25 protein-coding genes are annotated in these 23,407 nt (G+C 71.2%); 12 read left to right on the top strand and 13 right to left on the bottom strand.

Translation table 11 applies throughout. The features are described from left to right. Positions 1-56 precede the first annotated feature (56 nt). From BLR90_RS17295 to BLR90_RS17280, 4 genes are all read left to right on the top strand, one after another. Entirely contained in the window at positions 57-1,514 is a 1,458-nt protein-coding gene (locus BLR90_RS17295) for an MFS transporter (protein ID WP_091026486.1), read from the top strand. A 51-nt stretch (positions 1,515-1,565) separates the two neighbouring features. Next, entirely contained in the window at positions 1,566-2,954 is a 1,389-nt protein-coding gene (locus BLR90_RS17290; RefSeq protein WP_091026485.1) for an alpha/beta fold hydrolase, read from the top strand. Continuing rightward, the gene (locus BLR90_RS17285; protein WP_091026484.1) at positions 2,951-3,934 is read left to right on the top strand and encodes an NAD(P)/FAD-dependent oxidoreductase; all 984 of its coding nucleotides are present in this window, start codon (positions 2,951-2,953) and stop codon (positions 3,932-3,934) included. The genes BLR90_RS17290 and BLR90_RS17285 overlap by 4 nt, the downstream gene beginning before the upstream one ends. 168 nt (positions 3,935-4,102) lie before the next feature. Next, entirely contained in the window at positions 4,103-4,606 is a 504-nt protein-coding gene (locus BLR90_RS17280; protein ID WP_091026483.1) for a GNAT family N-acetyltransferase, read from the top strand. A gap of 8 nt (positions 4,607-4,614) precedes the next feature. Here BLR90_RS17280 and BLR90_RS17275 read toward each other — a convergent pair whose 3' ends face one another. The 3 genes from BLR90_RS17275 to BLR90_RS17265 all read right to left on the bottom strand — a co-directional run bounded on the left by BLR90_RS17275 (position 4,615) and on the right by BLR90_RS17265 (position 8,749). Further along, positions 4,615-6,312, bottom strand: a complete 1,698-nt coding sequence (locus tag BLR90_RS17275; protein WP_091026482.1) for an FAD-dependent oxidoreductase — start codon at positions 6,310-6,312, stop codon at positions 4,615-4,617. 334 nt (positions 6,313-6,646) lie between these two features. Then, positions 6,647-7,909 carry an MFS transporter gene (locus BLR90_RS17270; RefSeq protein WP_091026481.1) on the bottom strand — a complete coding sequence of 421 codons (1,263 nt, stop codon included), beginning with the start codon at positions 7,907-7,909 and terminating at the stop codon, positions 6,647-6,649. Between the two features lie 15 nt (positions 7,910-7,924). Next, positions 7,925-8,749 carry an alpha/beta fold hydrolase gene (locus tag BLR90_RS17265; protein ID WP_091026480.1) on the bottom strand — a complete coding sequence of 275 codons (825 nt, stop codon included), beginning with the start codon at positions 8,747-8,749 and terminating at the stop codon, positions 7,925-7,927. A gap of 166 nt (positions 8,750-8,915) precedes the next feature. Here BLR90_RS17265 and BLR90_RS21135 point away from each other — a divergent pair, with 166 nt between their 5' ends. Next, positions 8,916-9,080, top strand: coding sequence for a hypothetical protein (locus BLR90_RS21135; RefSeq protein WP_170254353.1), 165 nt, complete (start codon positions 8,916-8,918; stop codon positions 9,078-9,080). Here BLR90_RS21135 and BLR90_RS17260 read toward each other — a convergent pair. The 3 genes from BLR90_RS17260 to BLR90_RS17255 all read right to left on the bottom strand — a co-directional run bounded on the left by BLR90_RS17260 (position 9,068) and on the right by BLR90_RS17255 (position 10,280). Continuing rightward, on the bottom strand, positions 9,068-9,343 hold the full coding sequence (locus BLR90_RS17260) for a DUF4242 domain-containing protein (protein ID WP_091026615.1): 276 nt from the start codon (positions 9,341-9,343) through the stop codon (positions 9,068-9,070). The genes BLR90_RS21135 and BLR90_RS17260 overlap by 13 nt on opposite strands. A gap of 100 nt (positions 9,344-9,443) precedes the next feature. Further along, positions 9,444-9,599, bottom strand: coding sequence for an ATP-binding protein (locus tag BLR90_RS21130; protein WP_176943982.1), 156 nt, complete (start codon positions 9,597-9,599; stop codon positions 9,444-9,446). A gap of 75 nt (positions 9,600-9,674) precedes the next feature. After that, a complete protein-coding gene (locus BLR90_RS17255; protein ID WP_170254352.1) occupies positions 9,675-10,280 on the bottom strand; it encodes a TetR/AcrR family transcriptional regulator in 606 nt (201 codons plus the stop codon). An 82-nt stretch (positions 10,281-10,362) separates the two neighbouring features. On the opposite strand from BLR90_RS17255, the gene BLR90_RS17250 reads away from it, so the two are divergent. After that, entirely contained in the window at positions 10,363-11,397 is a 1,035-nt protein-coding gene (locus BLR90_RS17250; RefSeq protein ID WP_218029432.1) for a Rieske 2Fe-2S domain-containing protein, read from the top strand. Beyond that, positions 11,394-12,485, top strand: a complete 1,092-nt coding sequence (locus tag BLR90_RS17245) for an NAD(P)H-dependent amine dehydrogenase family protein (RefSeq protein WP_091026477.1) — start codon at positions 11,394-11,396, stop codon at positions 12,483-12,485. Before BLR90_RS17250 ends, BLR90_RS17245 begins: the two co-directional genes overlap by 4 nt. Before the next feature lie 6 nt (positions 12,486-12,491). Here BLR90_RS17245 and BLR90_RS17240 read toward each other — a convergent pair whose 3' ends face one another. Together BLR90_RS17240 and BLR90_RS17235 are read right to left on the bottom strand one after the other, a co-directional pair. Continuing rightward, entirely contained in the window at positions 12,492-13,310 is an 819-nt protein-coding gene (locus tag BLR90_RS17240) for a hypothetical protein (protein ID WP_143016252.1), read from the bottom strand. Positions 13,311-13,408: 98 nt separating this feature from the next. Then, positions 13,409-14,140, bottom strand: a complete 732-nt coding sequence (locus tag BLR90_RS17235) for an AIM24 family protein (RefSeq protein WP_091026475.1) — start codon at positions 14,138-14,140, stop codon at positions 13,409-13,411. A gap of 124 nt (positions 14,141-14,264) precedes the next feature. Between BLR90_RS17235 and BLR90_RS17230 the strand changes: the two genes are divergently transcribed. Beyond that, a complete protein-coding gene (locus BLR90_RS17230; RefSeq protein WP_143016251.1) occupies positions 14,265-14,699 on the top strand; it encodes a hypothetical protein in 435 nt (144 codons plus the stop codon). A 9-nt stretch (positions 14,700-14,708) separates the two neighbouring features. Here the strand turns inward: BLR90_RS17230 and BLR90_RS17225 are convergent, their stop codons facing one another. Together BLR90_RS17225 and BLR90_RS17220 are read right to left on the bottom strand one after the other, a co-directional pair. Then, positions 14,709-16,124, bottom strand: a complete 1,416-nt coding sequence (locus tag BLR90_RS17225) for a 4Fe-4S binding protein (RefSeq protein WP_091026473.1) — start codon at positions 16,122-16,124, stop codon at positions 14,709-14,711. After that, positions 16,121-16,531, bottom strand: a complete 411-nt coding sequence (locus BLR90_RS17220) for a hypothetical protein (protein ID WP_091026472.1) — start codon at positions 16,529-16,531, stop codon at positions 16,121-16,123. The genes BLR90_RS17225 and BLR90_RS17220 overlap by 4 nt, the downstream gene beginning before the upstream one ends. A 215-nt stretch (positions 16,532-16,746) precedes the next feature. Between BLR90_RS17220 and BLR90_RS17215 the strand changes: the two genes are divergently transcribed. Beyond that, a complete protein-coding gene (locus BLR90_RS17215; RefSeq protein ID WP_091026471.1) occupies positions 16,747-18,057 on the top strand; it encodes an MFS transporter in 1,311 nt (436 codons plus the stop codon). A 10-nt stretch (positions 18,058-18,067) separates the two neighbouring features. Next, positions 18,068-19,243, top strand: a complete 1,176-nt coding sequence (locus BLR90_RS17210) for an acyl-CoA dehydrogenase family protein (RefSeq protein WP_091026470.1) — start codon at positions 18,068-18,070, stop codon at positions 19,241-19,243. Between the two features lie 41 nt (positions 19,244-19,284). Here BLR90_RS17210 and BLR90_RS17205 read toward each other — a convergent pair whose 3' ends face one another. The 3 genes from BLR90_RS17205 to BLR90_RS17195 are packed head-to-tail and all read right to left on the bottom strand — an operon-like array spanning position 19,285 to position 21,834. Continuing rightward, positions 19,285-20,055: a 2-keto-4-pentenoate hydratase gene (locus tag BLR90_RS17205; protein WP_091026469.1), complete on the bottom strand. Its 771-nt coding sequence runs from the start codon at positions 20,053-20,055 to the stop codon at positions 19,285-19,287. Next, the gene (locus BLR90_RS17200) at positions 20,052-21,227 is read right to left on the bottom strand and encodes a luciferase domain-containing protein (RefSeq protein WP_091026468.1); all 1,176 of its coding nucleotides are present in this window, start codon (positions 21,225-21,227) and stop codon (positions 20,052-20,054) included. The genes BLR90_RS17205 and BLR90_RS17200 overlap by 4 nt, the downstream gene beginning before the upstream one ends. A gap of 31 nt (positions 21,228-21,258) precedes the next feature. Continuing rightward, the gene (locus tag BLR90_RS17195) at positions 21,259-21,834 is read right to left on the bottom strand and encodes an NADPH-dependent F420 reductase (RefSeq protein ID WP_091026467.1); all 576 of its coding nucleotides are present in this window, start codon (positions 21,832-21,834) and stop codon (positions 21,259-21,261) included. A 105-nt stretch (positions 21,835-21,939) separates the two neighbouring features. On the opposite strand from BLR90_RS17195, the gene BLR90_RS17190 reads away from it, so the two are divergent. Both BLR90_RS17190 and BLR90_RS21685 read left to right on the top strand, forming a co-directional pair. Continuing rightward, entirely contained in the window at positions 21,940-22,413 is a 474-nt protein-coding gene (locus BLR90_RS17190) for a MarR family winged helix-turn-helix transcriptional regulator (RefSeq protein WP_091026614.1), read from the top strand. A gap of 146 nt (positions 22,414-22,559) precedes the next feature. Beyond that, the gene (locus BLR90_RS21685; protein WP_281245419.1) at positions 22,560-23,267 is read left to right on the top strand and encodes a VC0807 family protein; all 708 of its coding nucleotides are present in this window, start codon (positions 22,560-22,562) and stop codon (positions 23,265-23,267) included. Positions 23,268-23,407 lie beyond the last annotated feature (140 nt).

The raw sequence follows: 23,407 nt of genomic DNA, 5'->3' as shown, positions 1-23,407 counted from the left end.
ATCCGCGCTCGCCGGAGGCTGGGGGCATCCCACCGCCTCACCGGAAGAAGATCCCGATGACCACTCACACGCCCCAAGTCCCGGACCCTGTCAGTGCTGAGGCCCGGCTCCCGAAGCGGTCTTGGTCGGTGCTCGCCGTGGCACTGGCCGCGCAGATCCTCGTCGTGCTCGACATCTCGGTCGTCAACACCGCCCTGCCCTCCATCGGCCGCTCCCTCGAACTCGACGGTGGCCAGCTCCAGTGGCTGGTGACCGCCTACCTCATGATGTCCGGCGGCGGGCTGCTCCTCGGCGGCCGCATCGCCGACCTGTTGTCGCGTCGAGCGGTGTTCCTCACCGGCCTGGCGCTGTTCACGATCGCCTCGCTGGTCAGCGGGTTCGCCGACAGTGGCGGGCAGCTGATTGCGGCACGGGCCGTCCAAGGACTCAGCGCCGCCCTGCTGACCCCTTCGGCATTGTCGTTGGTCACCACGTCGTACGACGGCGAGCAGCGCAAGCTCGGTCTGGCCATCTGGGGTGCCGTCGGGAGCCTGGGTGTTGCCCTCGGAGTGCTGCTCGGCGGAGCCGTCACCACGTGGACCAGCTGGGAGTTCATCTTCTGGCTCAACGTCCCGGTCGGGGGCATCGCGCTGGCTGCCGGCCTTCTCGTCCTGCCCCCTGACGCCGATCGGGTTGGCGCCAGCCTGACCCGCCTCGACCTGCCGGGGGCCGCCACCGTCATCGGCGGACTGGTCGCTCTCGTCTACGGCCTCGGTGCCAGCGCGACCCACGGCTGGTCGTCGGTGCAGACCATGGGGTCCCTCGTCACCTCCGGTGTCTTGGTCGTCGCCTTCCTCGCCGTCGAGCGTCGCGCCTCGGACCCGCTCTTCCCGCCCCACGTCTGGAAGCTCCGCACCTTGGTGTCCAGCACGACCGTGATGCTGGGCGTCACCGGGATTCTGGTCGGCACTGTCTTCCTCACCTCGATCTTCATCCAGACCGTTCTCGGCTTCTCCGCCCTGGACGCCGGCCTGGCGTTCCTCCCGTTCGCCCTGGCGATCACCGTCGGCACGATCGTCGCGCGCCACCTGATGGCTCACCTTTCGCCGCGCTCCGTCGCGACCGCCGGTCTCCTGCTGGCCGCCGGCGCGGCCGCACTGATGTCCACCGCGTCCGCGACCTCGAGCTACGCCGGCGGCATCCTGCCCGGACTCGTCGGGCTCGGCCTCGGCGTCGGCATGGTGTTCGTGCCGGTGTCCGTGACCGCGATGTCCGGCATCCCGGCCAGCCACGCCGGGGTCGCCTCGGGGTTCCTGATGACCGGTCACGAGGTCGGTGCTGCCCTGGGCGTCGCCGTGCTCTCCGCGGTCGCCTCCACCGCCGGCAGCCTCACCAGCCCGGCCGGGGCCGTCGCGGGCTTCGAGCGGGGCTTCCTCGCTGCGGCCGTGATCGCTGTCGCCGTTGCCCTCGTCGCCCGGTGGCGGATGCCCTCGACCCGTGCCGAGGCCGGAGCCGGCATGCACATGCACCACTGATCGGGCACGACCACCTGCCACCACCAACCACCACGGAGCCTGAGGCACATCATGACCACCACGACCGCACCCATCGACCGGCAGAACACCGTTCCTGGAGGGGCACCTCCTGGACGGCGTGGCCACATCGGTCGCATCGTCGCCGGAAGCCTGGGCGGCGGCCTGATCGCTGCTGCCCTGTCGACCCTCGTCCTCGTCCCCGGCGCCACCGAGCCCGTAGTCACCGGCCTGATGCTGGTCTCCTTGGCGCTGGGCTGGCTCTCGCTGTGGCACTTCGCGCGCCGCCGCACGGACCAGCCGCAGGCGTGGGCCCTGGTCCTCGCGGCTGCCTTTGGTGTGACCGGCGCCGTCCTCCTCGCCCTCGCCCCCGGCGAGGAGGCCCTTGCCGGCGCCGGCTGGCTGTGGCCACCGGCCCTCGTGGTGCTCGTGACGTGGACGGTCACCAAGGCACGCACCTCACTGCGCAGCGGGTCCCGGCAGGTGCTGCTCTACCCGGTCTTGCTGGCCCTGTTTGTCGTCGCCATCGGTGGCTTCTACGAGGCTGTCCAGGGGACCCGTGGCACCGACGACCTGACGGCCACGGGTCAGCTGTACGACGTCGGCGGTCACCACCTGTGGATGTCGTGCACGGGGTCCGGCAGTCCCACGGTCGTCCTCGAGTCCGGGCTCGGCGAGCCCTCCGCTCCCATGAGCGCGTGGATCGCCCCGGCCGTCGCCGCCGACACCCGGGTCTGCGTCTACGACCGGGCCGGCTACGGCCGGAGCGGACCAAGCGACGTGACCACCAGCGGCGAGAGCATCGTCAACGACCTGCGCACCCTGCTCGAGGTGGCGGGGGAGCCTGGGCCCTACGTCCTCGCGGGACACTCGACCGGCGCCGTCTACGTCCGGCTGTTCGCCGACGCGTATCCCGACGAGGTCGCCGGCGTGGTCCTGCTCGACGGTCAGTCACCCGACGCGATGGCGGAGCTACCGGCCTACCCCGCGTTCTACGCAGGCTTCCGCCGCCTCGAGGCGCTGGCACCTACGTTGGCGCGGTTCGGCGTGGCCCGCCTGGCGACGGGACTCGTCGGGAGCGACCTGCCGATGCCTCAGCGCGCCGAGTCGGAGGCCACCTGGTCCACCCCCGCCCACTTCAGGACACTCCGCGACGAGATCGCCGCCCTCCCGGAGTCCCTCAGTGCGGCGCACGACGCCGGGCCGCTCGGGACCGTCCCGTTGGTCGTCGTCACTGCCGAGAAGGACGCCCAGGACGGATGGCTCCCGCTCCAGGACGCCCTGGCCCGCCTCTCCGCCGACACGGTCCACCTACGACTGGCGCACGCCACCCATAGCTCGCTTGTCCAGGACCCCGAGGACGCGGCGGTCGCGGCGAGTGCGATCACCAGGGTGGTCACCGCCGTCCGCACGCACCGCCCTGTTACGCAGGTGACCCCGTGACACCCGAGGGGAACGCCACGTCCCACGAGTACGACGTGGTGGTGATCGGCGGGGGCGCCGCCGGCCTCACCGCCGCACTCGTCCTTGCCCGGGCTCGCCGTCGCGTCGCCGTGGTCGACGCGGGCGCGCCGCGTAACGCGCCGGCCGCGCACATGCACGGCTTTCTGGGCTCCGACGGGATGCCTCCTGCTGACCTGCTGAGCGCCGGCCGGTCGGAGGTGGCCGGCTACGGAGGCCACGTTCTTCAGGGACGGGTCGATGACGTCGTACCCGCCAGGGGGAGCTCGCCTCGGCTCTGGTTCCACGTGCGGCTCGAGGACGGACGCACTCTCCGGACCCGCCGGGTCCTCATCACCACCGGGCTGCGCGACGAGATCCCGGACGTTCCCGGCGCGCACGAGCGGTGGGGACGCGACCTGCTGCACTGCCCCTACTGCCATGGCTGGGAGGTCCGGGACCAACCCCTCGGGGTGCTCGGCGGCACCCCCGAAGCCATCGCTCATGCCCAGCTGGTCCGCGAGTGGTCCGCCGATGTCGTGCTCTTCAGCAACGGCGCCATCCTGACCGTCGACGAGCGCGAGCAGCTGGTTGCCCGTGGCATCGGCATTGTCGACGAGCCCGTCACCCGGCTCTCGATCGAGGACGACCGGCTGGTCGGGGTCGAGATCGAGTCCGGTCGCGTCGTGCCGCGCGCCGCCGTGTTCGTGAGACCCGACTTCGTCCCCCACGACGACCTGCTGTTGCGCCTGGGGTGTGCCACCCACGACAACGGCTGGGTCGCAGTCGATGTGACTGGAGGCACCAGCGTGCCGGGCATCTGGGCCGCAGGAAACGCGGTCAACCCCCGCGCCCAGGTCGTCACTGCCGCGGGGGAAGGGTCAGCCGCAGCGATCGCGATCAACAACGACCTGGTCGTCGAGGACGTGGCCGTCGCCATCTCTGCAGGTGGCCCCCCGGCTCGGCCGGGCGTCGTCGGGTAGCTGGACGCGTCCCTACTGCTCGGAGCGGAGGGGCGACGCCGTGCTCCGGAGAAGGCCGACAGGCGCGACAGTGAGCCACAGGGAACCGGTCTTCCCTCTCAGGTACTGGCGGCGCGAGCAGCTGAAGCACGTCTTGGCGTGACCTACCAACCACAGGAGAATCCCGAGATGAACGAAAACACCTGGCTGCCCGCGGACTGGAAGCACCCGCAGCGCGAAGAGCTCCCCACCGGCCACCACCTCCGGCCGATCAGGGCCGACGACACGGACCTGAACATGCCCGCGGTGATGGGGTCTCGCGAACGCCTGTGGTCCATCTACGGTGAGGCGTGGGGCTGGCCGCCGGCGGACATGACGGCGGAGCAGGACCGTGAGGACCTCCAGCACCACGCCGACGAGATGGAAAGCCACGAGTCGTTCAACTACGCGCTCTTCGACGCCGACGAGAGCGAGCTCATCGGCTGCGTCTACATCGACCCGACCGACAAGGCCGGCGCTGACGCCGACATCTCCTGGTGGGTTCGGAACGAGTACGTCGGGTCGCAGGTCGAACGTGCCCTCGACCAGTTCGTCCCCGTGTGGATCGCTGAGAGGTGGCCGTTGCAGCAGCCGCGCTACGTGGGCATCGACCTGAGCTGGCAGGAGTGGCTGGCCATCCCGCGGCGGCAGTAGGCCGGTGCCTACTCCGTCGGTGCGGCGGACCGCACCGGGCCGAGGAACAGGGCCGCCGGCGCGGTCGGGGGTACGACGGGTCCGCGCGGCGCCACCGGGGCCACCCGGCGGTAGGGCTCCCCGGCCCGCGGCCGCGGGTCCGGATCCTCCCTGTTGGGCCAGAGGGCGACCGCGCGCTCGGCCATCGCGGTGATGGTCAGCGAGGGGTTGACCCCGAGGTTCGCGCCGATCGTCGAGCCGTCGATGACGTGGAGCCCGTCGTAGCCGAAGACCCGGTGGTAGGGGTCCACGACCCCGGACTCGGCGGTGTCGCCGATCACCGCACCGCCGACGTAGTGAGCCGTGGCGGGCCGGCCGAGCAGGTCGGTCGCGAGGTTCATCGGCCGGCCGCCGATGCGTGTGGCGTAGCGGCGCGCGATGTCGTGTGCGACCGGCAGCCAGGACGGGTTGGGCGTGCCGGCACCCTGCCGGGTCCGCAGGCGACCGCGGCGAAGGTAGGAGGTCAGCGAGTTGTCGAGGGACTGCATCACCAGCAGCGACACCGTGCGCTTCGAGGAGTCGCGGGTCGAGCGGCTGCGCAGGAAGCCGACCGGGTGCCGCGCCTGCTCGGCGAGGAAGCGTCGTACCCGACCGGCGCCGCCGTCGGTCAGCGGCACGTTCATCAGCGCCATGCCGTCCTGCGTCTCGCTGCTGTGGCACAGCTCGACGTGCGTGTGCGGGTCGGGCTGGAAGGAGGAGGTGATCGCCACGCCCCGGTCGAAGTCACGCCCGTCCGGCGCGACCACGGCCACGATCGCCTCGGAGTTGGAGCGCGACAGCTCGCCGACGCGCGCGGAGACGCGGGGGAGGGACCCGCCGGCCCGCAGTCGGTGCAGCAGGAGCTGGGTGCCGCGCGCCGACCCGGCGAGGACCACGTGCTCGGCGGTGAAGCGCCGAGGGGCGGCACGGCGCCGGTCGGGGGTCCGTGCGACGACCTCGTAGCCGCCGCCCGGCTGCGGCCGCACATCGACGACCTCAGTGAGCTCGTGGACCTCGGCCCCGGCCTGCTCCGCGAGGTAGAGGTAGTTCTTCGGCAGGGTGTTCTTCGCGTTGTGCGGGCAGCCGGTGGTGCAGCGCGCGCACTGGACGCAGGCGCGGCGCTCCGGACCGGCGCCCCCGAAGAACGGGTCGGGCACGGCGCGCCCCGGCTCGGCCTCGTCGAAGAGCACCCCGACGTCGGTCGCCCGGAAGGAGTCCTGCGCGCCGAGCTCGCCGGCCACCTCCCGCAGCACCTCGTCGCTCGGCCACAGGCGCGGGTTGGCGGTGGCGCCCAGCATCCGCTTGGCCTGGTCGTAGAACGGCGCCAGCTCGTCGCGCCAGTCGGTGATCCGCGCCCAGCTCGGGTCGTCGTAGAACGCGTCGTGCGGCTCGTAGAGGGTGTTGGCGTAGATCAGAGACCCGCCGCCCACGCCGACGGCGCTGAAGAGCGACATCTCCCCCATCGTGCTGAGGCGCATCGGTCCGAACATCCCGAGGCGGGGCGCCCAGAAGGCGTCGCGGGGCCCGGCCTCGGCGAACTGCTCGTCGGTCCACCGCCGGCCGGTCTCCAGGACTCCCACGCGGTAGCCCTTCTCGGTCAGCCGGAGCGCCGTGACGCTGCCGCCGAAGCCGGACCCGACCACGACCACGTCGTAGTGCAGGTCGGCAGCCGCTTCGCTGCTCACCATCAGGCCACTCCCTGCTCGGACACCACGGGCGCTACTAGAACATGTTCTATCTTAGGTAACTGTCCAGCCCCGCGCCTTCGATTCCGGAGCATGACGTACGCCGGGTCCGGGTCGCGGTCGTGGGGGCCGGCTTCGGGGGACCGGCCGTCGCGCTGGCACTGACGCTGCTGCGTGAACGTCCGTGAAACGACCGCACGGACGTCCCCGGACCGTTCGATGGCATCGGCGACGTCCACGGCTGTGCCTCCGAGCTCCGGGGTGCACCAGTCGGTGTTCGCCGTCCTCGCCCTCGAGTCCGAGCCGGTCGACCCGAGGCTCTGACCTGTGGGCGCCCTCAGCCCGGCGTGTGCGCGTCGCGACGCCGCAACGCGACCGCGAGGAGGCCGGCGGAGAGGACCTGCGCCACGGCGACCAGGGCGATGAGAAGGGTGCGGTGGTCGGTGTAGAGGCCTCCGGCCAGCGTCCCTCCGGCCAGTGCCGCGACGCCCTGGAAGGCCGCGAAGACGCCGTAGGCGGTGGCGAGTCGGCGTTGGGGGACCAGGTCGGCCACCAACGCTTTGACTGTCGAGTCCTGGACACCGGTCACGGCACCCCAGATGAGGACACCCGCCAGCACGAGGGACCAGGTGTCGGAGAGTGCCAACGCCGGGACTGCGACGATGAGGGCCGGCAGTGTGTACAGGATGGGGGCGCCCCAGCGGTCGTAGACGAACCCGGTGGCCAGGGCTGCCACCGCCTCGGTCGCCATCGCCGCGGCGTACAGGAGAGGCACTACGGCCGTCGTGACCAGTCCGGCGTCGACGAGGTGGTAGGAGATGACTCCGAACGTCATCAACCCCAGCGTGCCGAGTGCGCACGAGGCGGCGAATGCGTAGAAGTGCGCTGGCAGGGCACTTGGCTCGACGATGGTGCTCACATGGGCCGACGTGTCGCCCGTCTTGTCGTTGTCGTGAGGGGCGTCGAACTCGGGTCGCGCATCGTCCGCGTGGCGTTTGAGGGTGAGCAGCAGCAACATGCACACCGCGCCCGGGATGGCCAGAACAGCAAATGCAGGCCACTGGACGCCGGCGAGGGCGATGACCCCGGCGACCACGAGGGGTCCGGCGAACGCGCCGACCTGGTCCAGGGCCTTGTGTACGGCGAATCCGCGGCCGCGGCCCACCGAGACGGCGACGCGCGCGAGCAGGGCAGACTTCGACGGGCTCCGGATGGCCTTCCCGGCGCGCTCGAGCAGGATGAGCGTGGCGGCCAGGGCGAGACCAACGCTGCCCACGAACGGTGCTACTGCCAGCAGGGGGACGCAGACGGCGGTCATCGCGTAGCCGAGGATGGTCAGCGACCAGTAGCGGCCGCTGCGGTCCGCGAGCGGACCGGAGAACAACCGCAGGATCAGCGCCATCGCTTCGCCGGCGCCGGTGATGAGCCCGACCAGCAGTGCTGAGGCGCCCAGGCTGCCCAGGAAGGGACCGGCCACCGAGCGCATGCCTTCGTAGACCATGTCGCCCGCGAGGCTGACGGCCCCGAACGCGACCACCGTCCGCCACGGGGTCCAGGCCGGCCGCGCGGGTGGCAGCGGGCCCGGCGCGGAGGTGCTCATCGACGTGGCGAGCCCTCAGCCGCGGGTGAAGTGCTCGGCCAGGACCGGCGCGATCACATCGGCCTTGACCTCGTGGGTCTGGCCCTCGAGCTCGGCCGTCCGGGCGCCGGGGATCTGGGCCACGATCGCCGCGGGAGTGTGGCGCATGTAGTCGGGGCTCCTGCCGCCGGCGATGACCAAGGTGGGGGTGGCGATCGCGGCGTAGTGCGCGTCGGGCAGCGGGAGCCCGCGCCGGTAGCGGGAGACGATCTCAAAGTCGTGGGGGAGCGTGTCCGCCGCTGCGGTCAGGTGTTTCCACATCGGCAGCATTGGGAGCACGGTGACGATCGGTGCCGGCATCCCGAGGAGCCTGAGGAACAGCTTGGCCGCGCGGGTGCGACGCCCGTCGGCGATGAGCGCTCGGAGGCGGTCGGTGAACGCCGGGTCGTCCGGCTGGTGGCTGTCGTCGAGGATGAACGGCGGCTCGTAGACCGCCAGCCGACCGGTGACCAAGCCCTGCCGGGCGGCCTCGAGGCTCAGGGCCGCTCCTGAGGACATCCCGAAGACATGGGCGTCTGGATCGGTGGCGCCGAGGACGGCGACCAGGTCCTCGACCTCACGCTGGATCGCGTACACCGACGCGCCCGGCTCGCTCTCGCCCCGGCCACGCCGGTCGTAGCCGACGACCGTGAACCGGTCGGCCAGGATCGGGGCCAGCTCGTCGAAGGCGCCCATGCCGCGATGGCACAGGGCGCCCTCGACGACGACGAGGGCGGGGCCGGTGCCCGCGACCTCGTAGGCGACGCGGGTGCCGTCGGCCGAGACGGCGTACTCGGTCGTCGCTCCAGGGGAAGGACTCACGCGTCGCAGCGTCTCACGCCGACGGCCTCCAGAGACGCAGGTGAGGCACAGGTTGGGCGCACCGGACCCGAGGAGTCGGCCCGCACGAGCCACCTCCGGCCTGGTGCGTCGCCGGGCCGCACATCGCAGATCCGCGGACCGGGACGACCCCCAGACCTTTGCGTCGGTGACCGTGGTCGCCCCCACCCTCACCGGGGCGGACGTCGACGCCACCACGGCGTTCGTCTTCGGCGACACCGCCCCGAAGTGGCTTGCCGGACGGCCCGGGCGCGCCGCCCTGCTGGTCCGGGTAGATGGCACCAGCGAGGCGATCGGCTTTCAGGCCCGGTAGAAGTACGGGTTGAGGACGGAGACCTCGGTGATCGCGTCGACCGGAAGCCCGGTCGTCGTGGCCGCCGCGCGGATCGACTCCGGGGACGGCCCGTCGTAGATGCAGAAGGTCTTGGTCTTGTCCGGCGACACGTAGGAGTGCACCCAGGTCACGCCGTGTCCGGCGTTGCCGTCGACGACATTCAGGCACGCCTCCGCGCCGCTGTCGTCCTGGGGGATGGTGAGGCCGTCCGGAAACGTCCGCTCGACGAGGTAACGAGGCATCGGGATCTCCTTCATCTGGGGGTGGTGACCGATGTGTCGACGTTACGAGCACCAGTACGGCGGGCGCTACTGTCGGTTGCACCTATCTTCGGGCGAGGGCTCAGCGTGCGTCGCTTCTGGGCAGGTCGAGAGTGACCTGGGCGCCGGAGATGCTGACGGTGCCGCCGTGGGCCTGGGCGACTGCCTGAACCAGGGCCAGCCCCCGACCCGTGCCCCGGGTCGCGCGGCTGGTGTCGGCGCGCGCCAAGAGCCGCACATGACGGCACCATGAAGGCCAAGGCGGCGCCATGGCGGCCGACCCACGAGCCGAGCTGCTACAGCCTCGGCAGTGTCACCGAGTGACCGAGGTGAGCATCGCCCGGAGGTGGGAGACGAGGTCGGTGGCGACGACGTCGGGGTCGCGGTCGCGGCCGGACTCGACCCAGTCGGAGAGCCAGACCTGCAGTGCCGAGACGACCAGCCCCGCAGCGATCCGGGGGCGCAGGTCGGCCACCTCGCCGGCCGCACGAGCGGCCTCGACCCCGGCCGCGATCATGTCGAGTCCAGAGCTCCAGACGGTGCGCTGGACGCCCGCCCGGCCGCCGGCGGTCAGCCAGCCGGAGCTCGCGCCGAGGCTGAGCTCGAGGTAGGCGTCGTGGGCCATCAGGAACTCGGCCACGGCAGCGATGCCGTCGAGCAGCCTGGCCAGAGGAGAGCCCGCGCTCGCCGTTCGCTCGTCGACGAGGGCGAGGAGCGCGGTCATCCGCTCCGCGTGCAGGTCGTTCCAGATCTCGTTCTTGCCGGAGAAGGTCTTGTAGACGGTGGCCAGCGAGAGGTCGGAGGCCTTGGCGATGGCCGCCATCTTGGACTCCGCGAAGCCGACGCGGGCGAACTCGAGCTCGGCCGCGTCCAGCACCAGGTCGCGGTAGAGACTGCGGCGCTCGTCGACGACCGACACGGCGTGCTCCCTCCTCTTGACCGCGCTATAGAACCATGGTTCTGTTTCGCAGAACACCCATTCTAGACGAGGAGCCTGTCGCGTGAAGCCGACCCTCCCCATGAATCCGACCGGCTGGTTCCAGGTCGCCTGGTCCCACGAGGTCGGGGTGGGCCAGGTCCACCGCATGACGTACTTCGGTCGGGACCTGGTCGCGTGGCGTGCCACCTCGGGCAAGGTCACGGTGATGGACGCCTACTGCGAGCACCTCGGCGCCCACCTCGGCTACGGCGGCACCGTCATCGAGGACCGCATCCGCTGCCCCTTCCACGGCTGGGAGTGGAACGACCAGGGCCGCAACGTCTGCATCCCCTACGAGGACCGCCCCAACATCGGCCGGCGCATCAACACGATGCCGACGGTCGAGCGCAACGAGTCCATCTACGTGTGGCACGACGTCGAACGACGTGAGCCGTACTTCGATGTGCCGGACATCTTCACCGGCTTCGGCGACGGCGCCAGCGCCGACGACTACTACCCGCTGTGCGAGCACGCGCGCCTGTTCGAGACGCGGCTCGAGCTCCATCCCCAGTACGTGCTGGAGAACGGCGTCGACTTCGCGCACTTCAAGTACGTCCACCAGGTCCCGATCGTCCCGCTCTTCACCAAGCAGGAGTTCGAGGACCCGATCGCGCTCGTCGACTTCACGATCACCTTCGACGACTCGGACGCCGGCGGGACGATCGAGGACATCAACAGCGGCGTCAACGCCTTCAACTGCGGGCTCGGCCTGGCAGTGACCAAGAGCTGGGGCATGATCGACAACCGCACCGCCTCGGCGGTCACGCCGGTCGACGACGCCACGTGCGACGTACGGTTCAGCGTCTGGATCGGCCGCAAGCCCGGCGACGACCGCGACCACTCCGAGTCCGCCGACCGGCACGCCCGGGGCGTCATCGAGCAGTTCGAGGCCGACATCGCGATCTGGTCGCACCAGAAGTACGCCAGCCCCGCCGCGCTCTCCCGCGGCGAGTACCCCGGCTTCACCGCCCTGCGGAAGTGGGCCGAGCAGTTCTACCCTGACACGACCACCGCAGCCGCTGCCACCACCCCTGCCACCACTGGGAGCCACGCATGACCCACGTCACGAGCCGGCCGATCCGCGTCTTCCAGGTGGCGACGGGCAACGTCGGCTCCGAGATGATCAAGCGCCTCGGCCCCCACCCGGACCTCGAGCTGGTCGGGGTCCACTGCTACTCCGCCGACAAGATCGGCCGGGACGTCGGTGAGCTCGCCGGGCTCGACCCCGTCGGTGTCGTCGCCACGGGCACGGTCGAGGAGATCATCGCGGCCGAGCCGGAGGTCGTGACGTTCCACGGCGTGTTCCCGGACGAGGACCTCTACGTGCGCGTCCTGGAGGCCGGGATCAACATCGTGACCACGGCCGACTGGATCACCGGCTACCACCGCGACACCAACCACCCGCACCCGTCGGGACGCAGGACCAGCGAGGTTCTACAGGACGCGTGCGAGCGCGGCGGCTCGACGTTCTACGGCACCGGCATGAACCCCGGTCTCAACCAGATCCTCGGTGTTGTCTGCTCCGCGGACGTGGCCGACATCGAGAACGTCACCACGATCGAGTCGGTCGACGTCTCGTGCCATCACTCCGCCGACACCTGGCGCGAGGTCGGCTACGGGCTGCCGGTCGACGACCCCGCCCTGCCCGGGATGCTGAAGAAGTACACCGAGGTGTTCGCCGACTCCGTCTACCTGAAGGCCGACTGCTTCGGCCTCGACCTCGACGAGGTGACCTTCTCCTACGAGCTCGGCGCCTGCACCAAGGACGTCGACCTCGGCTGGTACCAGCTCCCGAAGGGCTCGCTGGGTGGCAGCTACGTCAAGTACCAGGGCCTCGTCGACGGCGTGCCTCGCGTCGAGACGCACCTCGAGTGGCAGATGACCCCCCACACCGACCCGAGCTGGGAGATCAAGGGCTGCTACATCACCCAGATCAAGGGCGACCCGCAGGTCTACAACAAGCACATGATCTTCCCGGCTCCGGGCGTCGATCTCTCCAAGCCGGAGGACTTCGCATCCATCGGCATGACCGTCACCGGGATGCCTGCCCTGCACGCGATCCGTTCCGTCGTGGCCGCGCCACCGGGGATCGTGACCAGCGCCGACCTGCCATTGCGCGCCTTCGGCGGTCGGTTCAAGCTGTAGCAGCGCTCACTGGTACGGCGTACCGAGCGGCGCGGTGCCCGCGGCCCGTGCCGTGGCGTCGTCGATCAGCTTCGTGGCCACGAGCTCCTCGCGGCCGCCGCCCCCGGAGATGTCCAAGGTCAGGACCAGCCCGACGCCCGGGGCGTAGAGCTTGTACTCCAGGACGTCTGGCTCGAGGGTGATCGTGTCGGCCGTGAGCAGCACGTCGTCGAAGGGGCCGTGGGCGGTGTCGGCCTGCTGGCCGAGCGCGAGCACCGCCCCGTTGTCCTCGGCCTCGCCCTCGTAGTACTCCTGCCGGTAGCTGAGACCGGCCTCGGGCTCGGCCGGCATGATGATGCCCGGCAGCGCTCCGTCGACCCCAGCCTCGAACGACCCCTCGCGGGTGGCGATCTCGCCGTCCTCGAGCTCCGCCGTGTCCTCGCCGAGGTACCAGACGTTGCCCTCGCCGTCCTGTGCGTACCAGTCGAAGGTGTCCTCGACGATCTCGCCGTCCTCGGTCACGGTGTCACGAACGACGCGTGCCACCACCCCGTTGGCAACCTCGTGGGTCTCGGTGGTCACGGTGACCACCACCTTCAGGCTCGTCCCCGACTTGTCGGTCTCCCGGTAGGTCCACTGCCGACCGGGCTCCAGGGGGAAGTAGGGGTTGTCGGAGCTAGCGGTGAAGTCGGCGGGGTCGAGGTCGACCGGGTCGTCCCCCTGCGGAAGACCGGCTCCTGCGGGCGACGGGGCATCGTCGTCTCCACCGCAGGCGGTGAGCGTCAGCGGCACGACCAAGGTGGCCGCCACGAGCGTCGCGCGGACTCGTGCTCTGTTGGATCTCATCGTGGGTTCTCGTCTCGTAGGAGACGAGGAGCGTGTCGCACCCTCGCTGAAGGCGCGCTGAACCGCGCGCGAGCAGCCCCCGGAGGTGCGTGGACGCGTCAGCCGCCGAGCAGCCCACCCAGGCCGCCACCGCTGCTGCTCTGGCCGGCCGCCTGGTGCCCGCCGGTGACCACCGACTCGCTCGGCTGTACGACGACGTACCCCTGGCCGCCGAAGGCCATCTGGAACGTCTCGCCGGTTCCGCCACGGACCAGGGACTTGAGGCCCCCGGTGTCGACCCGGATGTCCATGGTCACGCCGGAGGTCCAGAGCACGACCGCCTGCGCGTCGGCGAAGGTCGGCGCGCTCGCCACGTCGAGTGCGACCGGGTCGCCCTTCGTGGTGACGGCGACGTACCCCGTGCCGCGCAGCGAGACGTTGTAGAGGCCGCCGGTCATGGCGGCGCCGCGAGCCTGGATGCGGTGGATGTCCCACTCGATCGAGGAGGAGAAGGCGAGCACGTTGGCGCCGTTGACCGACAGCGAGTCGTTCTCCAGGTAGAGCACCTGGACCTCGGTGGCGAAGTCGGCGACGAACAGCTCGCCGCTGCCGGTGCACTGCATCATGTCGACGCCCTCGCCGGTGACCGCCTGCTTGAACATCTTGCCCAGGCCGCCGGAGCCCTTGTTCTCGAACCGCACGTCACCCTGGTAGGCGACCATCGACCCGGTCCTGGCCCACACCGGTCCGTAGCCCATGTTGATCTTGAGCAGCTTCTTGTTCTGCAGGGAGAACGGGTCGGTCGACACCTTCTCCTTGAACTCCTCCAGAAGTGTTCCGTGCAGCGGCATCGTCGGCTCCTTCCTCGTCCCGATCGGCCTGTGGCCGACCTCTCCTTCGTGACTCTACGAGCGCCGTGCGGCGTACGCTCGCGAACGAGAGCAACATCGCGCCGAACGGTGGGAGGACATCGAGATGGGATTCATGGACAAGGCCAAGGCCGCGGCGGACAACCTCGCTGCCAAGGCAGACACTGCGTTCGCCAGCTCAGGCCTCGGCGGCCCCGGGGCCGCCGTCTCCCCGGAGAAGCTCCTGCGCGACCTCGGCGTGGTCAGCTACCTCGAGGCCACCGGGCGCTCCGCCCCGGAGGGTGAGAAGGAGCGGCTGATGAGCGCGCTGGGCGGCCTCGAGTCCGCCGGGACCCTGCCCGCGCTGGTGCTGCAGACCACTCCGCCGCCCCCGGGCGCCGTACCCCCGCCGCCGGCCGGGACGGTGCCGCCGCCCCCGGGCGGGATGGCTCCGCCTCCGCCTCCGGCCGCGCCGGCACCTCCGGCGTCGACCGGGCCCGTGGCGCCCAGCGCGCCTCCGCCGCCTCCGCCCTCGTGGATGAACAAGAGCGAGGACGCCTGAGCCGGTCGCTCACATGCGGTGCGCCATCGGCAGCAGGAACAGCCAGACGTTCACGGCGCCGAGGAGCAGGACCAGTGCGGCCATCGGCGCGTACGTCGTACGGCGCCGCGCGGCCGTCCGGTAGCGGCGGCGGGTGATCCGCGACGCGGCGTACAGCGAACCGGCGATGCCGAGCGCCAGCAGGGCGAACTGCAGGACCTGGATGGTGCCGTTGCTCGCCAGCGCGGGGTCGCCGTCGCCGGCCTCGATGCCGACCAGCGCCGCGACGGTGGTGAGCACCGACCCGCCCTCGGCGAGCAGGTGGAAGAGGTTGTGGGCGATGTGGGCGGCGACGTCGAGGGGGATCAGCGCGTAGCCGAACCTGGCGAAGTTCAGCTTGGTCGACTCCAGGTTGTGCGCCGAGGCGAGCTTGGCGGCGCCGGCCAGCAGGCCGACAGGGAGGCTGACCGCGATGGCGAACGCGATGGTGAAGATGACCGGGTAGCTCGTGACCCCGGTGGTGCGCTGCAGCCAGGCCAGGACGTCGGACCACATCTCGAGCATGGTGACGTTCTGGACGATGACGATGCCCATGATCGCCATCGCGAGGAACGACTCCTCGATGCGCGGGGAGCGGATGAACCACAGCTCCGAGGTGGGCTTGCGCAGCCGCACCTGGATCGCGTCGTTGGGGCAGGCCTTGATGCAGTTGGCGCACAGGTTGCAGTTGGCGTTGGTGTCCATGGTGCGCGCGAACGTGAACATCGGGCAGCCGGCGACCTTGTCGGTGCCGTTGTAGCAGGCGGCGCGCGACGTGCAGGTCGCGCAGATGTCGCTGTCGGCGCGCAGCTCGACCATGCCGGTGCGGGCGTAGTTGGCGGACAGCCCGCCGAGGAAGCAGAGGTAGCGGCAGAAGGTGCGACGCTGGAACAAGGCCCCGGAGATGATGACCGCCGTGGTCAGGATGAGCAGCAGGACGCCCGATCCCCACGGCGACTCCACGATGCCCCACACGTGGTCGGCCCAGGTGATGGCCAGGAACGACGCGTCGATGATCCAGATGCCGTACTTCTTCAGGAACGCCGGAACCGGCTGGTTGGCGCCGACCAGTCGCTGCACCTGGTCGGAGAGCCAGCCGAAGGGGCACACCGCGCACCAGAACCGTCCGAGCAGGACGAAGACGATGGGGAGCAGGGGCCACCACAGCACCCACATCAAGGCAGTGCCGGCGTTGTCGTGCGCGGCGTCGGGACCCATCAGCAGCTGGTAGGCGACCAGGCCGAAGACCGCCGCGATCGGGACCCGCACGATTCCGGGGTACCAGCGGCTGCGCAGGATCCGCGCGACGACCGGGATGTCCATCAGGTTGCGGCCGACCGGGGGAGGGGTGGTGTCGGGCTGGTCCTCGGGGCCGGCCTGTGGTGTCTCGACGGTGGGAGTGCTCATCGGTTGTTCCCCTCTCGGACCTGCGCGGCGACGCGCGCCCTGGTGCGTCGCTCCCGGTCGGGGGCGGTACGCCGGCGCAGCCAGGCGGCGTAGGCCAGCGCCACTCCGTTGACGGCCGCGAAGCCACCGAACACCCAGGCGCGAGGTCGACTCGGGGGTTCCGTGGGCTCCGTGGGAGGAGCGTGGTCTTCGTGCCCGGTGCTTGGTTCGTCGGCCGTCTCGCTCGGGGTCGTCGTGTGGTCCGAGCCGTGTTGCGAGTGCCCCCCCGAGGTCTCCTCGGCACTCGGCACCGGAATGCTCGGGGTGGGTTCGTCGGCGTAGGCCGGTATCGCGGCGGTCGCGGTGGCGAAGAGGACGGCGATGGCAGCGGCGGCGACCTTGATGGTGTTGGGCACGATGTCCGGCACGAGATCCTCCTTGAAGGGACACCTCATCGTGGCCCCACCCGGAGGCCTCGCGGGCCCGGTCAGGGCCCCTGGCCCGCAACTTCAGCGAATCTTCACGAGCGCACCGGCAGCCGGAGTCCTTGGCCCTGTGCGGTGTGGGACCTATGGCTCTGGCTCTACGGCGCCGCCCCTAGAATCGCGGTGAATGCGAAGCGGGCGAAGCGTCAGGAAGACGAATGTCGGAGAGTAGCTCCAAGCTCGCCCATGAGGCGAGGCCGGCGCACGAGCACGCGGAATGGGCGACGGACGACGACGCGCGTCGCCGCCTCCACCGCCGGGTGCTCGTCGTCGTCGTCATCTCGCAGGTGTTCGGCGGCGCTGGTCTCGCAGCCGGAGTCACCGTGGGTGCCCTGCTGGCCCAGGACATGCTGGGCGGCGCCAGCGTCGCCGGCGTGCCCGCGGCTCTGTTCACCCTCGGCTCGGCGTTCGCCGTCTACCTGGTCGGACGGGTGTCGCAGAGTGCCGGCCGGCGGCGTGGACTCACGCTGGGGTTCCTGGCCGGCGCGCTGGGCGCGGCCGGGATCGTCGTGGCGGCCGTGATCTCGAGCCCGCTGCTGCTGTTCCTCTCGCTGTTCGTCTATGGCTCCGGCACCGCGACCAACCTGCAGGCCCGGTACGCCGGCACCGACCTCGCCCCGGCGAACCGTCGCGCCACGGCGGTCAGCGTGGCGATGGTCGCCACCACCTTCGGCGCGGTCGCCGGCCCGAACTCGGTCGAGGCCACCGGCAGGGTCGCCGAGGCACTCGGCATCCCCGCCCTGGCCGGCCCGTTCCTGCTCGCGGCCGTCGCCTTCGGCTTGGCCGGCCTGGTGCTGTTCGTCTTCCTGCGACCCGACCCACTCCTCGTCGCGCGGGCCCTCGACGAGCACCTCACGCCCGAGCCCACCGAGGTGAAGGCAAGCGAGCCCCAGACCCGGGGACCTGACCGTCGAGTCCTGGTCGGCGCCACCGTCATGGTGCTGACCCAGATCGCGATGGTGGCGATCATGACGATGACGCCCGTCCACATGCGTCACCACGGCCACAGCCTGGGACAGGTCGGCTTCGTGATCGGGATCCACATCGGAGCCATGTTCCTGCCCTCCCTCGTCACCGGCGCGCTCGTCGACCGCCTGGGCCGGATCCCGATGGCCGCCGCGGCGGGCGCCACGCTGCTGGCTGCCGGGCTGGTCGCGGCCACCGCGCCCGGCGACTCCCTGACCTTGCTGACCCTCGCCCTCGCGCTGCTGGGGCTGGGCTGGAACTTCGGCGTGATCAGTGGCACCGCGCTGCTCATCGACGGCACCCCGCTCGGCACCCGCGCCCGCACCCAGGGCTCCGTCGACGTGCTGATCGCGCTCGCCGGCGCGGGCGGTGGCGCGATGTCCGGATGGGTCGTCGCGACCACGAGCTACGCCGTCCTGTCGCTGGCCGGCGGCCTGCTCGCGCTGCTGCTCATCCCCGTCCTGCTCGTCGTGCGCGACGCCGAGACGCACCGGCGCCCATAGGATCACCGCCGTGCCCCCGACCCCACTGAGCCCGCTGGGCTTCTTCGCCACCGACACCCTCCTGAGCGACGAGGACATCGCGATCCGCGACACCGTCCGCAAGTACGTCGCCGACAAGATCAGGCCGCACGTGGCCGAGTGGTACGAGTCGGGCTCGGTCCCGGCGCGCGAGCTCACGAAGGAGCTCGGCTCGCTGGGTCTGCTGGGCATGCACCTGGAGGGCTACGGCTGTGCCGGCACCAGCGCCACGGCGTACGGCCTGGCCTGCATGGAGCTCGAGGCCGGCGACTCCGGGCTGCGCTCGCTCGTGTCGGTGCAGGGGTCGCTGGCGATGTTTGCGATCTGGAAGCACGGCTCGGAGGAACAGAAGCAGGAGTGGCTGCCGCGGATGGCCGCAGGCGACGCCATCGGCTGCTTCGGCCTGACCGAGCCGGACTTCGGCTCCAACCCCGGCGGGATGCGAACCCGCGCCCGGCGCGATGGGGACGACTGGGTCCTGACCGGCAACAAGATGTGGATCACCAACGGGTCGGTCGCGGACGTCGCGGTGGTCTGGGCGCAGACCGACGACGGGATCCGCGGCTTCGCGGTGCCCACGGACACGCCGGGCTTCTCCGCGCCGGAGATCAAGCAGAAGATGTCGCTGCGCGCGTCGGTCACCTCCGAACTGGTCCTCGACGACGTGCGACTGCCCGGCTCTGCGGTGCTACCGGGTGTGACCGGACTGGCGGGTCCGCTGTCGTGCCTCGGCGAGGCGCGGTTCGGGATCGTCTTCGGCGCCTTGGGCGCGGCCCGCGACTGCCTGGAGACGGCGATCGCCTACAGCCAGGAGCGGGAGATCTTCGACAAGCCGCTGGCCGGCTTCCAGCTCACCCAGGCCAAGATCGCCGACATGTCGCTGGAGCTCGGCAAGGGGATGCTGCTCGCCCTGCACCTGGGCCGGCTCAAGGACGCCGGGACGCTCGACCACCGCCAGGTCAGCCTCGGCAAGCTCAACAACACGCGGGAGGCGATCAAGATCGCGCGGGAGTGCCGCACCATCCTGGGCGCCGCCGGGATCACGCTGGAGTACCCGATCATGCGGCACGCCAACAACCTCGAGTCGGTGCTCACCTACGAGGGCACCTCCGAGGTGCACCAGCTGGTGATCGGCCAGGCGCTGACGGGGCACGCCGCCTACCGCTGACGCTGACAACCTTCCGGGGCCCCGTCCACGGCCTCTGGCAGTCAGGCACCGACCGACAGGGTGCCGAGCCCGGTCATGCGGATCGTGTAGCGGCTGCCGCCGAGCAGGGGTACGGCGTCCGTGAGCGCGCCGGCGAGCACGAGCGAGCCCGCGGGCAGGGTCTGGCCGCGGCGGGCGAGGTGCTCGGAGAGGTGGACCAGCGCCCGCAGCGGGTGGCCGAGGATCGCGGCGCCGGTGGCCTCGTGCACGACGTGGCCGTCGACCTCGAGCTCGCAGCGCACCCGCGCGAGCTCGTCGAGGTCGGTCGGTCGCGCAAGCGGGCCGACGAGGAACCCCGCCGCGCTGGTGTTGTCGGCGACGACGTCGGGCAGCCGGAACCGGTAGCCGTCGTAGCGCGAGTCGATGACCTCCGCGGCCACGCACACCCCGTCCACGGCACGGGCGGCCTCGTCCAGGGTCAGCGGGGCCGAGAGTGCCTGGGCGGTGACGAACGCGATCTCGGGCTCGATCCGCGGCTGGGCCCACCCGGGCACTGTCCGGGCGAGTGACCCGGCCTCGACGCGCATGACGTCGGTGAGGAAGCCGACGATCGGCTGGTCGACGTTCATCCGCTGCTGCTTGGCGGCGCTGGTCAGGCCGAGCTTGGCCCCGATCACCGTCTCGCCGGACCCGAGCCGCCGCGCGCGGTCGAGGGACTGCACGTCGTACCCCCACTGCTCGTCGAGGGTGGGGTCGGCGTCGGTGAAGGGCGCCAAGGTACGGCGTGCCCCGCGCGCGGCGCGCAGGGCGGCCTCGGCGTCGGCCGGCGTCACCGGGCGGCGGCCGGCACCAGTGCGCCGGTGGCGTAGGCGTGGCCGGCGGTCACGATGCCGAGGACCGTGGCGAGCTCGTCGTCGTCGCGCGGGCCGTGGACGAGCATGAACCCGGGGGAGAGGCGGGTCCCGGCCCACATGTGGGGGCGTCCCCAGCCCTTGGCCGAGACATCGGCGGCCAGGTCGGGGGGCAGCACCAGGTGCAGCGAGCCGTCGTAGCCCGGGTGCAGGTGAGCGAACTCCGCGACCTGCGGGACGAGGTAGGCCAGCTCGTCGGTGGAGCCCTCACGCAGCGTGAAGCCACGCGCGCCGGCCACCGAGATGTGTGACGGACCGACGTCGACGCCGGCCAGCCCCCGGACCTGCTCGAAGAGCCGCTCCTGGAGGTCGGCCGGTGCGTTCTGGCTCTCCTGCTGCTGGGGGATAGTCCAGCTCACGTCGGGGCGCGGGCCGCGCCTCTCCGGGAGGACGCCGCCGCCCAGCGTGGGCCACGTGGCCTCCGGGCGAGGCCCGGCCGGGGTCGCCGCATGACGGGCGACGTGGCCCAGTCGCTGGGCGACCCAGCCGCCCAGCTCGTGCACCGTCCCGGCCGTGAGCTGGTGGCCCCCGTGCTGGCGGTGGGCGACCGTGGGCGCCCCGGACTCGGACAGCAGGTAGTCCCAGGTCCGGTCGAGGAGCTCGCGAGGGATCACGTGGTCATCCTCGCCCTGGGCCACGAACACCGGCAGGTGGGCCAGCCCACCAGGAGCGGTGGTCAGGCCGGCGTCGAACGGCAGCGTGCCGTAGAGGACAGCCGCGCCGGCGTAGCGCGCAGGGTCGTCGAGCACCAGTCCACCGGCGAAGGCGGCGCCGCCGCTGAAGCCGACCAGCAGCACCGGGCGGCCGGACGGCGCCACGTCGTCGAGCCAGGTGCGGAACCAGTCCATCGTGGCGCGGAGCGACTCAGTGACGGGCCGGCCGATGCCGCGGTTGGCGAACCAGGCGTAGCCACCGCCCTCGGCGATCGGTGCCCGCACCGCCGCGTATGCCGGACCGGCGGGGAGGTGCCCGGCGAGGCCGAGGATCTCGCGCTCGTCGGAGCCGCGCCCGTGCAGCAGCACCACCAGGGGGGCCGAAGGGTCGGTGGCGCCGTAGGTCGCGACGACAGGGGGTGCGAAGGGCTGGGTGCTCATGGAGGGCTCGATCTCGTGGGTAGGGAGGTGGTCAGGCGACGACGCCGAAGCCGCCGGCCCAGGAGAGCTGCTCCCGGACGGCGAGGGTGAGCTGCAGGAAGCCGAGGGCCTCGAGCTCGCGGGCCCGGGACAGGGCGCCGGCGTCGACGACGTCGAGGCCGCCGGAGGTGATGACGCCGGCCAGGGTCGACTTCGCGTCGGCGTCGTCGCCGGCGATCAGCACGGTGGTCTTCAGCGAGCCGACGGTGCCCGAGGCCAGCGTGGCGGCGAAGTTGGTGTTGAACGCCTTGAGCACGCTCGACTGCGGCAGGGCGGCGGCGAGCTCGGCGGCCGCGGGGCCGTCGGCGGCAACGACCAGGGAGTCGAAGGTCTCGAAGTTCAGCGGGTTGGTGATGTCGACGACGACCTTGCCGGCCAGGCTCTCGCTGCGCGTGGCGACGATCTCGCTGAGGGAGGGGTAGGGGACCGCGAGGACGACGATGTCGCCGGTCACCTGGGTGTCGGCGTCGTTGGTGTTGAGCAGCTGGACGGTGTGGCCGCCCTTGCCGGCGATCGCCGCGATGGCCTGGCCCATGTTGCCGGTGCCGAGGATGGAGAGGTGTGCCATGAGGTGCTCCTGAGTTCTGGGCGGGACTTCCGCATTTGGTTGTTGCTTCAATTAACTATGGCAGGAGGTTGGTTGTTCCGTCAACTAACGCGCTAGGCTGTGACCATGGACACCGAGTGGTTGGACGAGACGCAGCTCGACGCGTGGGTCAAGCTGGTGGCGGTCGTGGAGCTGCTGCCGGGGGCGCTCGACCACCAGCTGCGGCGCGACTCGGGCCTGACCCACTTCGAGTACTTCGTCCTCGCGATGCTCTCGGAGGCCTCCGACCGCACGTTGCGGATGACCGCGCTCGCACAGCGCACCAACGCCACGCTGCCTCGTCTCTCGCACGTCGTACGACGTCTGGAGGAGCGGGGCCTGGTGGAGCGGCGCCCGTGTCCCGAGGACGGACGGGCCACCAACGCCCTGCTCACCGACGCCGGATGGGCCGAGGTGGTGGCCGCGGCCCCGGGACACGTCGCCACCGTGCGGCGTCACGTCATCGACGCGTTGACCCCCGCGCAGGTCGGCCAGCTCGCCGAGATCGCTGAGGCGCTCCTCGAGCGGCTCGACCCCGACGGGCACATGCGCCGCCGCTGACCCGGCCCCGGCGACGATGAGCGCACGCGTGGGTTCGGGCGTACAGTCGAAGAGCCGAGGAACCCGCAGACGTCGAGCACCCGCCGTCTTTTCGCGGTGGACGACACACACGCCCGGCTGCACCACGGCCGGCAGGACCGGCCCCCTTGGCGTCACCGGACACCCGCACCCAGACCACGCAGACCTCTCTCCAGCCCGCACCCGACGCGCCACACCGGCCATGTCTGGTGACCGTGGTCCAGCGCGTCTCACTGAGCCTGCTGGTCGCCGTGGTCGTCCCGGCGGTGACGTTCTACGGGTTCTTCGCGCTGTTCGGGGTGTGGACCGCGATCATCGCGGCGCTGCTCTGGACCTACGGCGCCATCGCGTGCCGGGCGCTCTCGCGGCGTCGTACGTCGGGGCTGCTGATCCTGACCGCGATCCTGATGACCGGTCGCACCGCGCTCGCGCTGGTGGCCGACAGCACCTGGCTCTACTTCCTCCAGCCGATCATCAGCGACGGCATCGTGGCCACGGCGTTCCTGCTGTCGCTGGCGAGTGCCCGGCCGATGGTCGCGCGGCTGGCGGGCGACTTCTACCCGATGGACTACGAGCTGGCGATGCGCCCGCGGATCCGGCGGCTCTTCCGGAACCTGACCGTGCTCTGGGCGGTGCTGGGGCTGCTCAAGGCGAGCATGACGCTGTGGCTGCTTCAGTCGCAGTCACTCGACACGTTCATCCTGGTCAAGAGCGTCTCCATGCTGCTGATCAACACCCTGGCCGCCTTCGCCACCGTCGGTCTGGCTGCCCTCGTCGCCCGTCAGGAGGGACTCATGGGCTCCACCCGACTGGTCCCTCTCGCGGTGCGCGCCTGACGTCCACTCCCGGTCCAGCCACGGGCAGAGCAGGTCGCGGCTGCGCAGCGCGAGCCGTCGGGGGTCGTCGAGCACGGCGTGCAGCCGGCTCCCGGGAAGCGCCTCCGGCGGCAGCACGGCCAGGGGGAGCGGCTCGGGCA

This window comes from Nocardioides szechwanensis (assembly GCF_900103935.1).
Taxonomy (GTDB): domain Bacteria; phylum Actinomycetota; class Actinomycetes; order Propionibacteriales; family Nocardioidaceae; genus Nocardioides; species Nocardioides szechwanensis.
The sequence above is the reverse complement of the archived record's forward strand: the minus strand, read 5'-3'. Positions and strand labels throughout refer to the sequence as shown.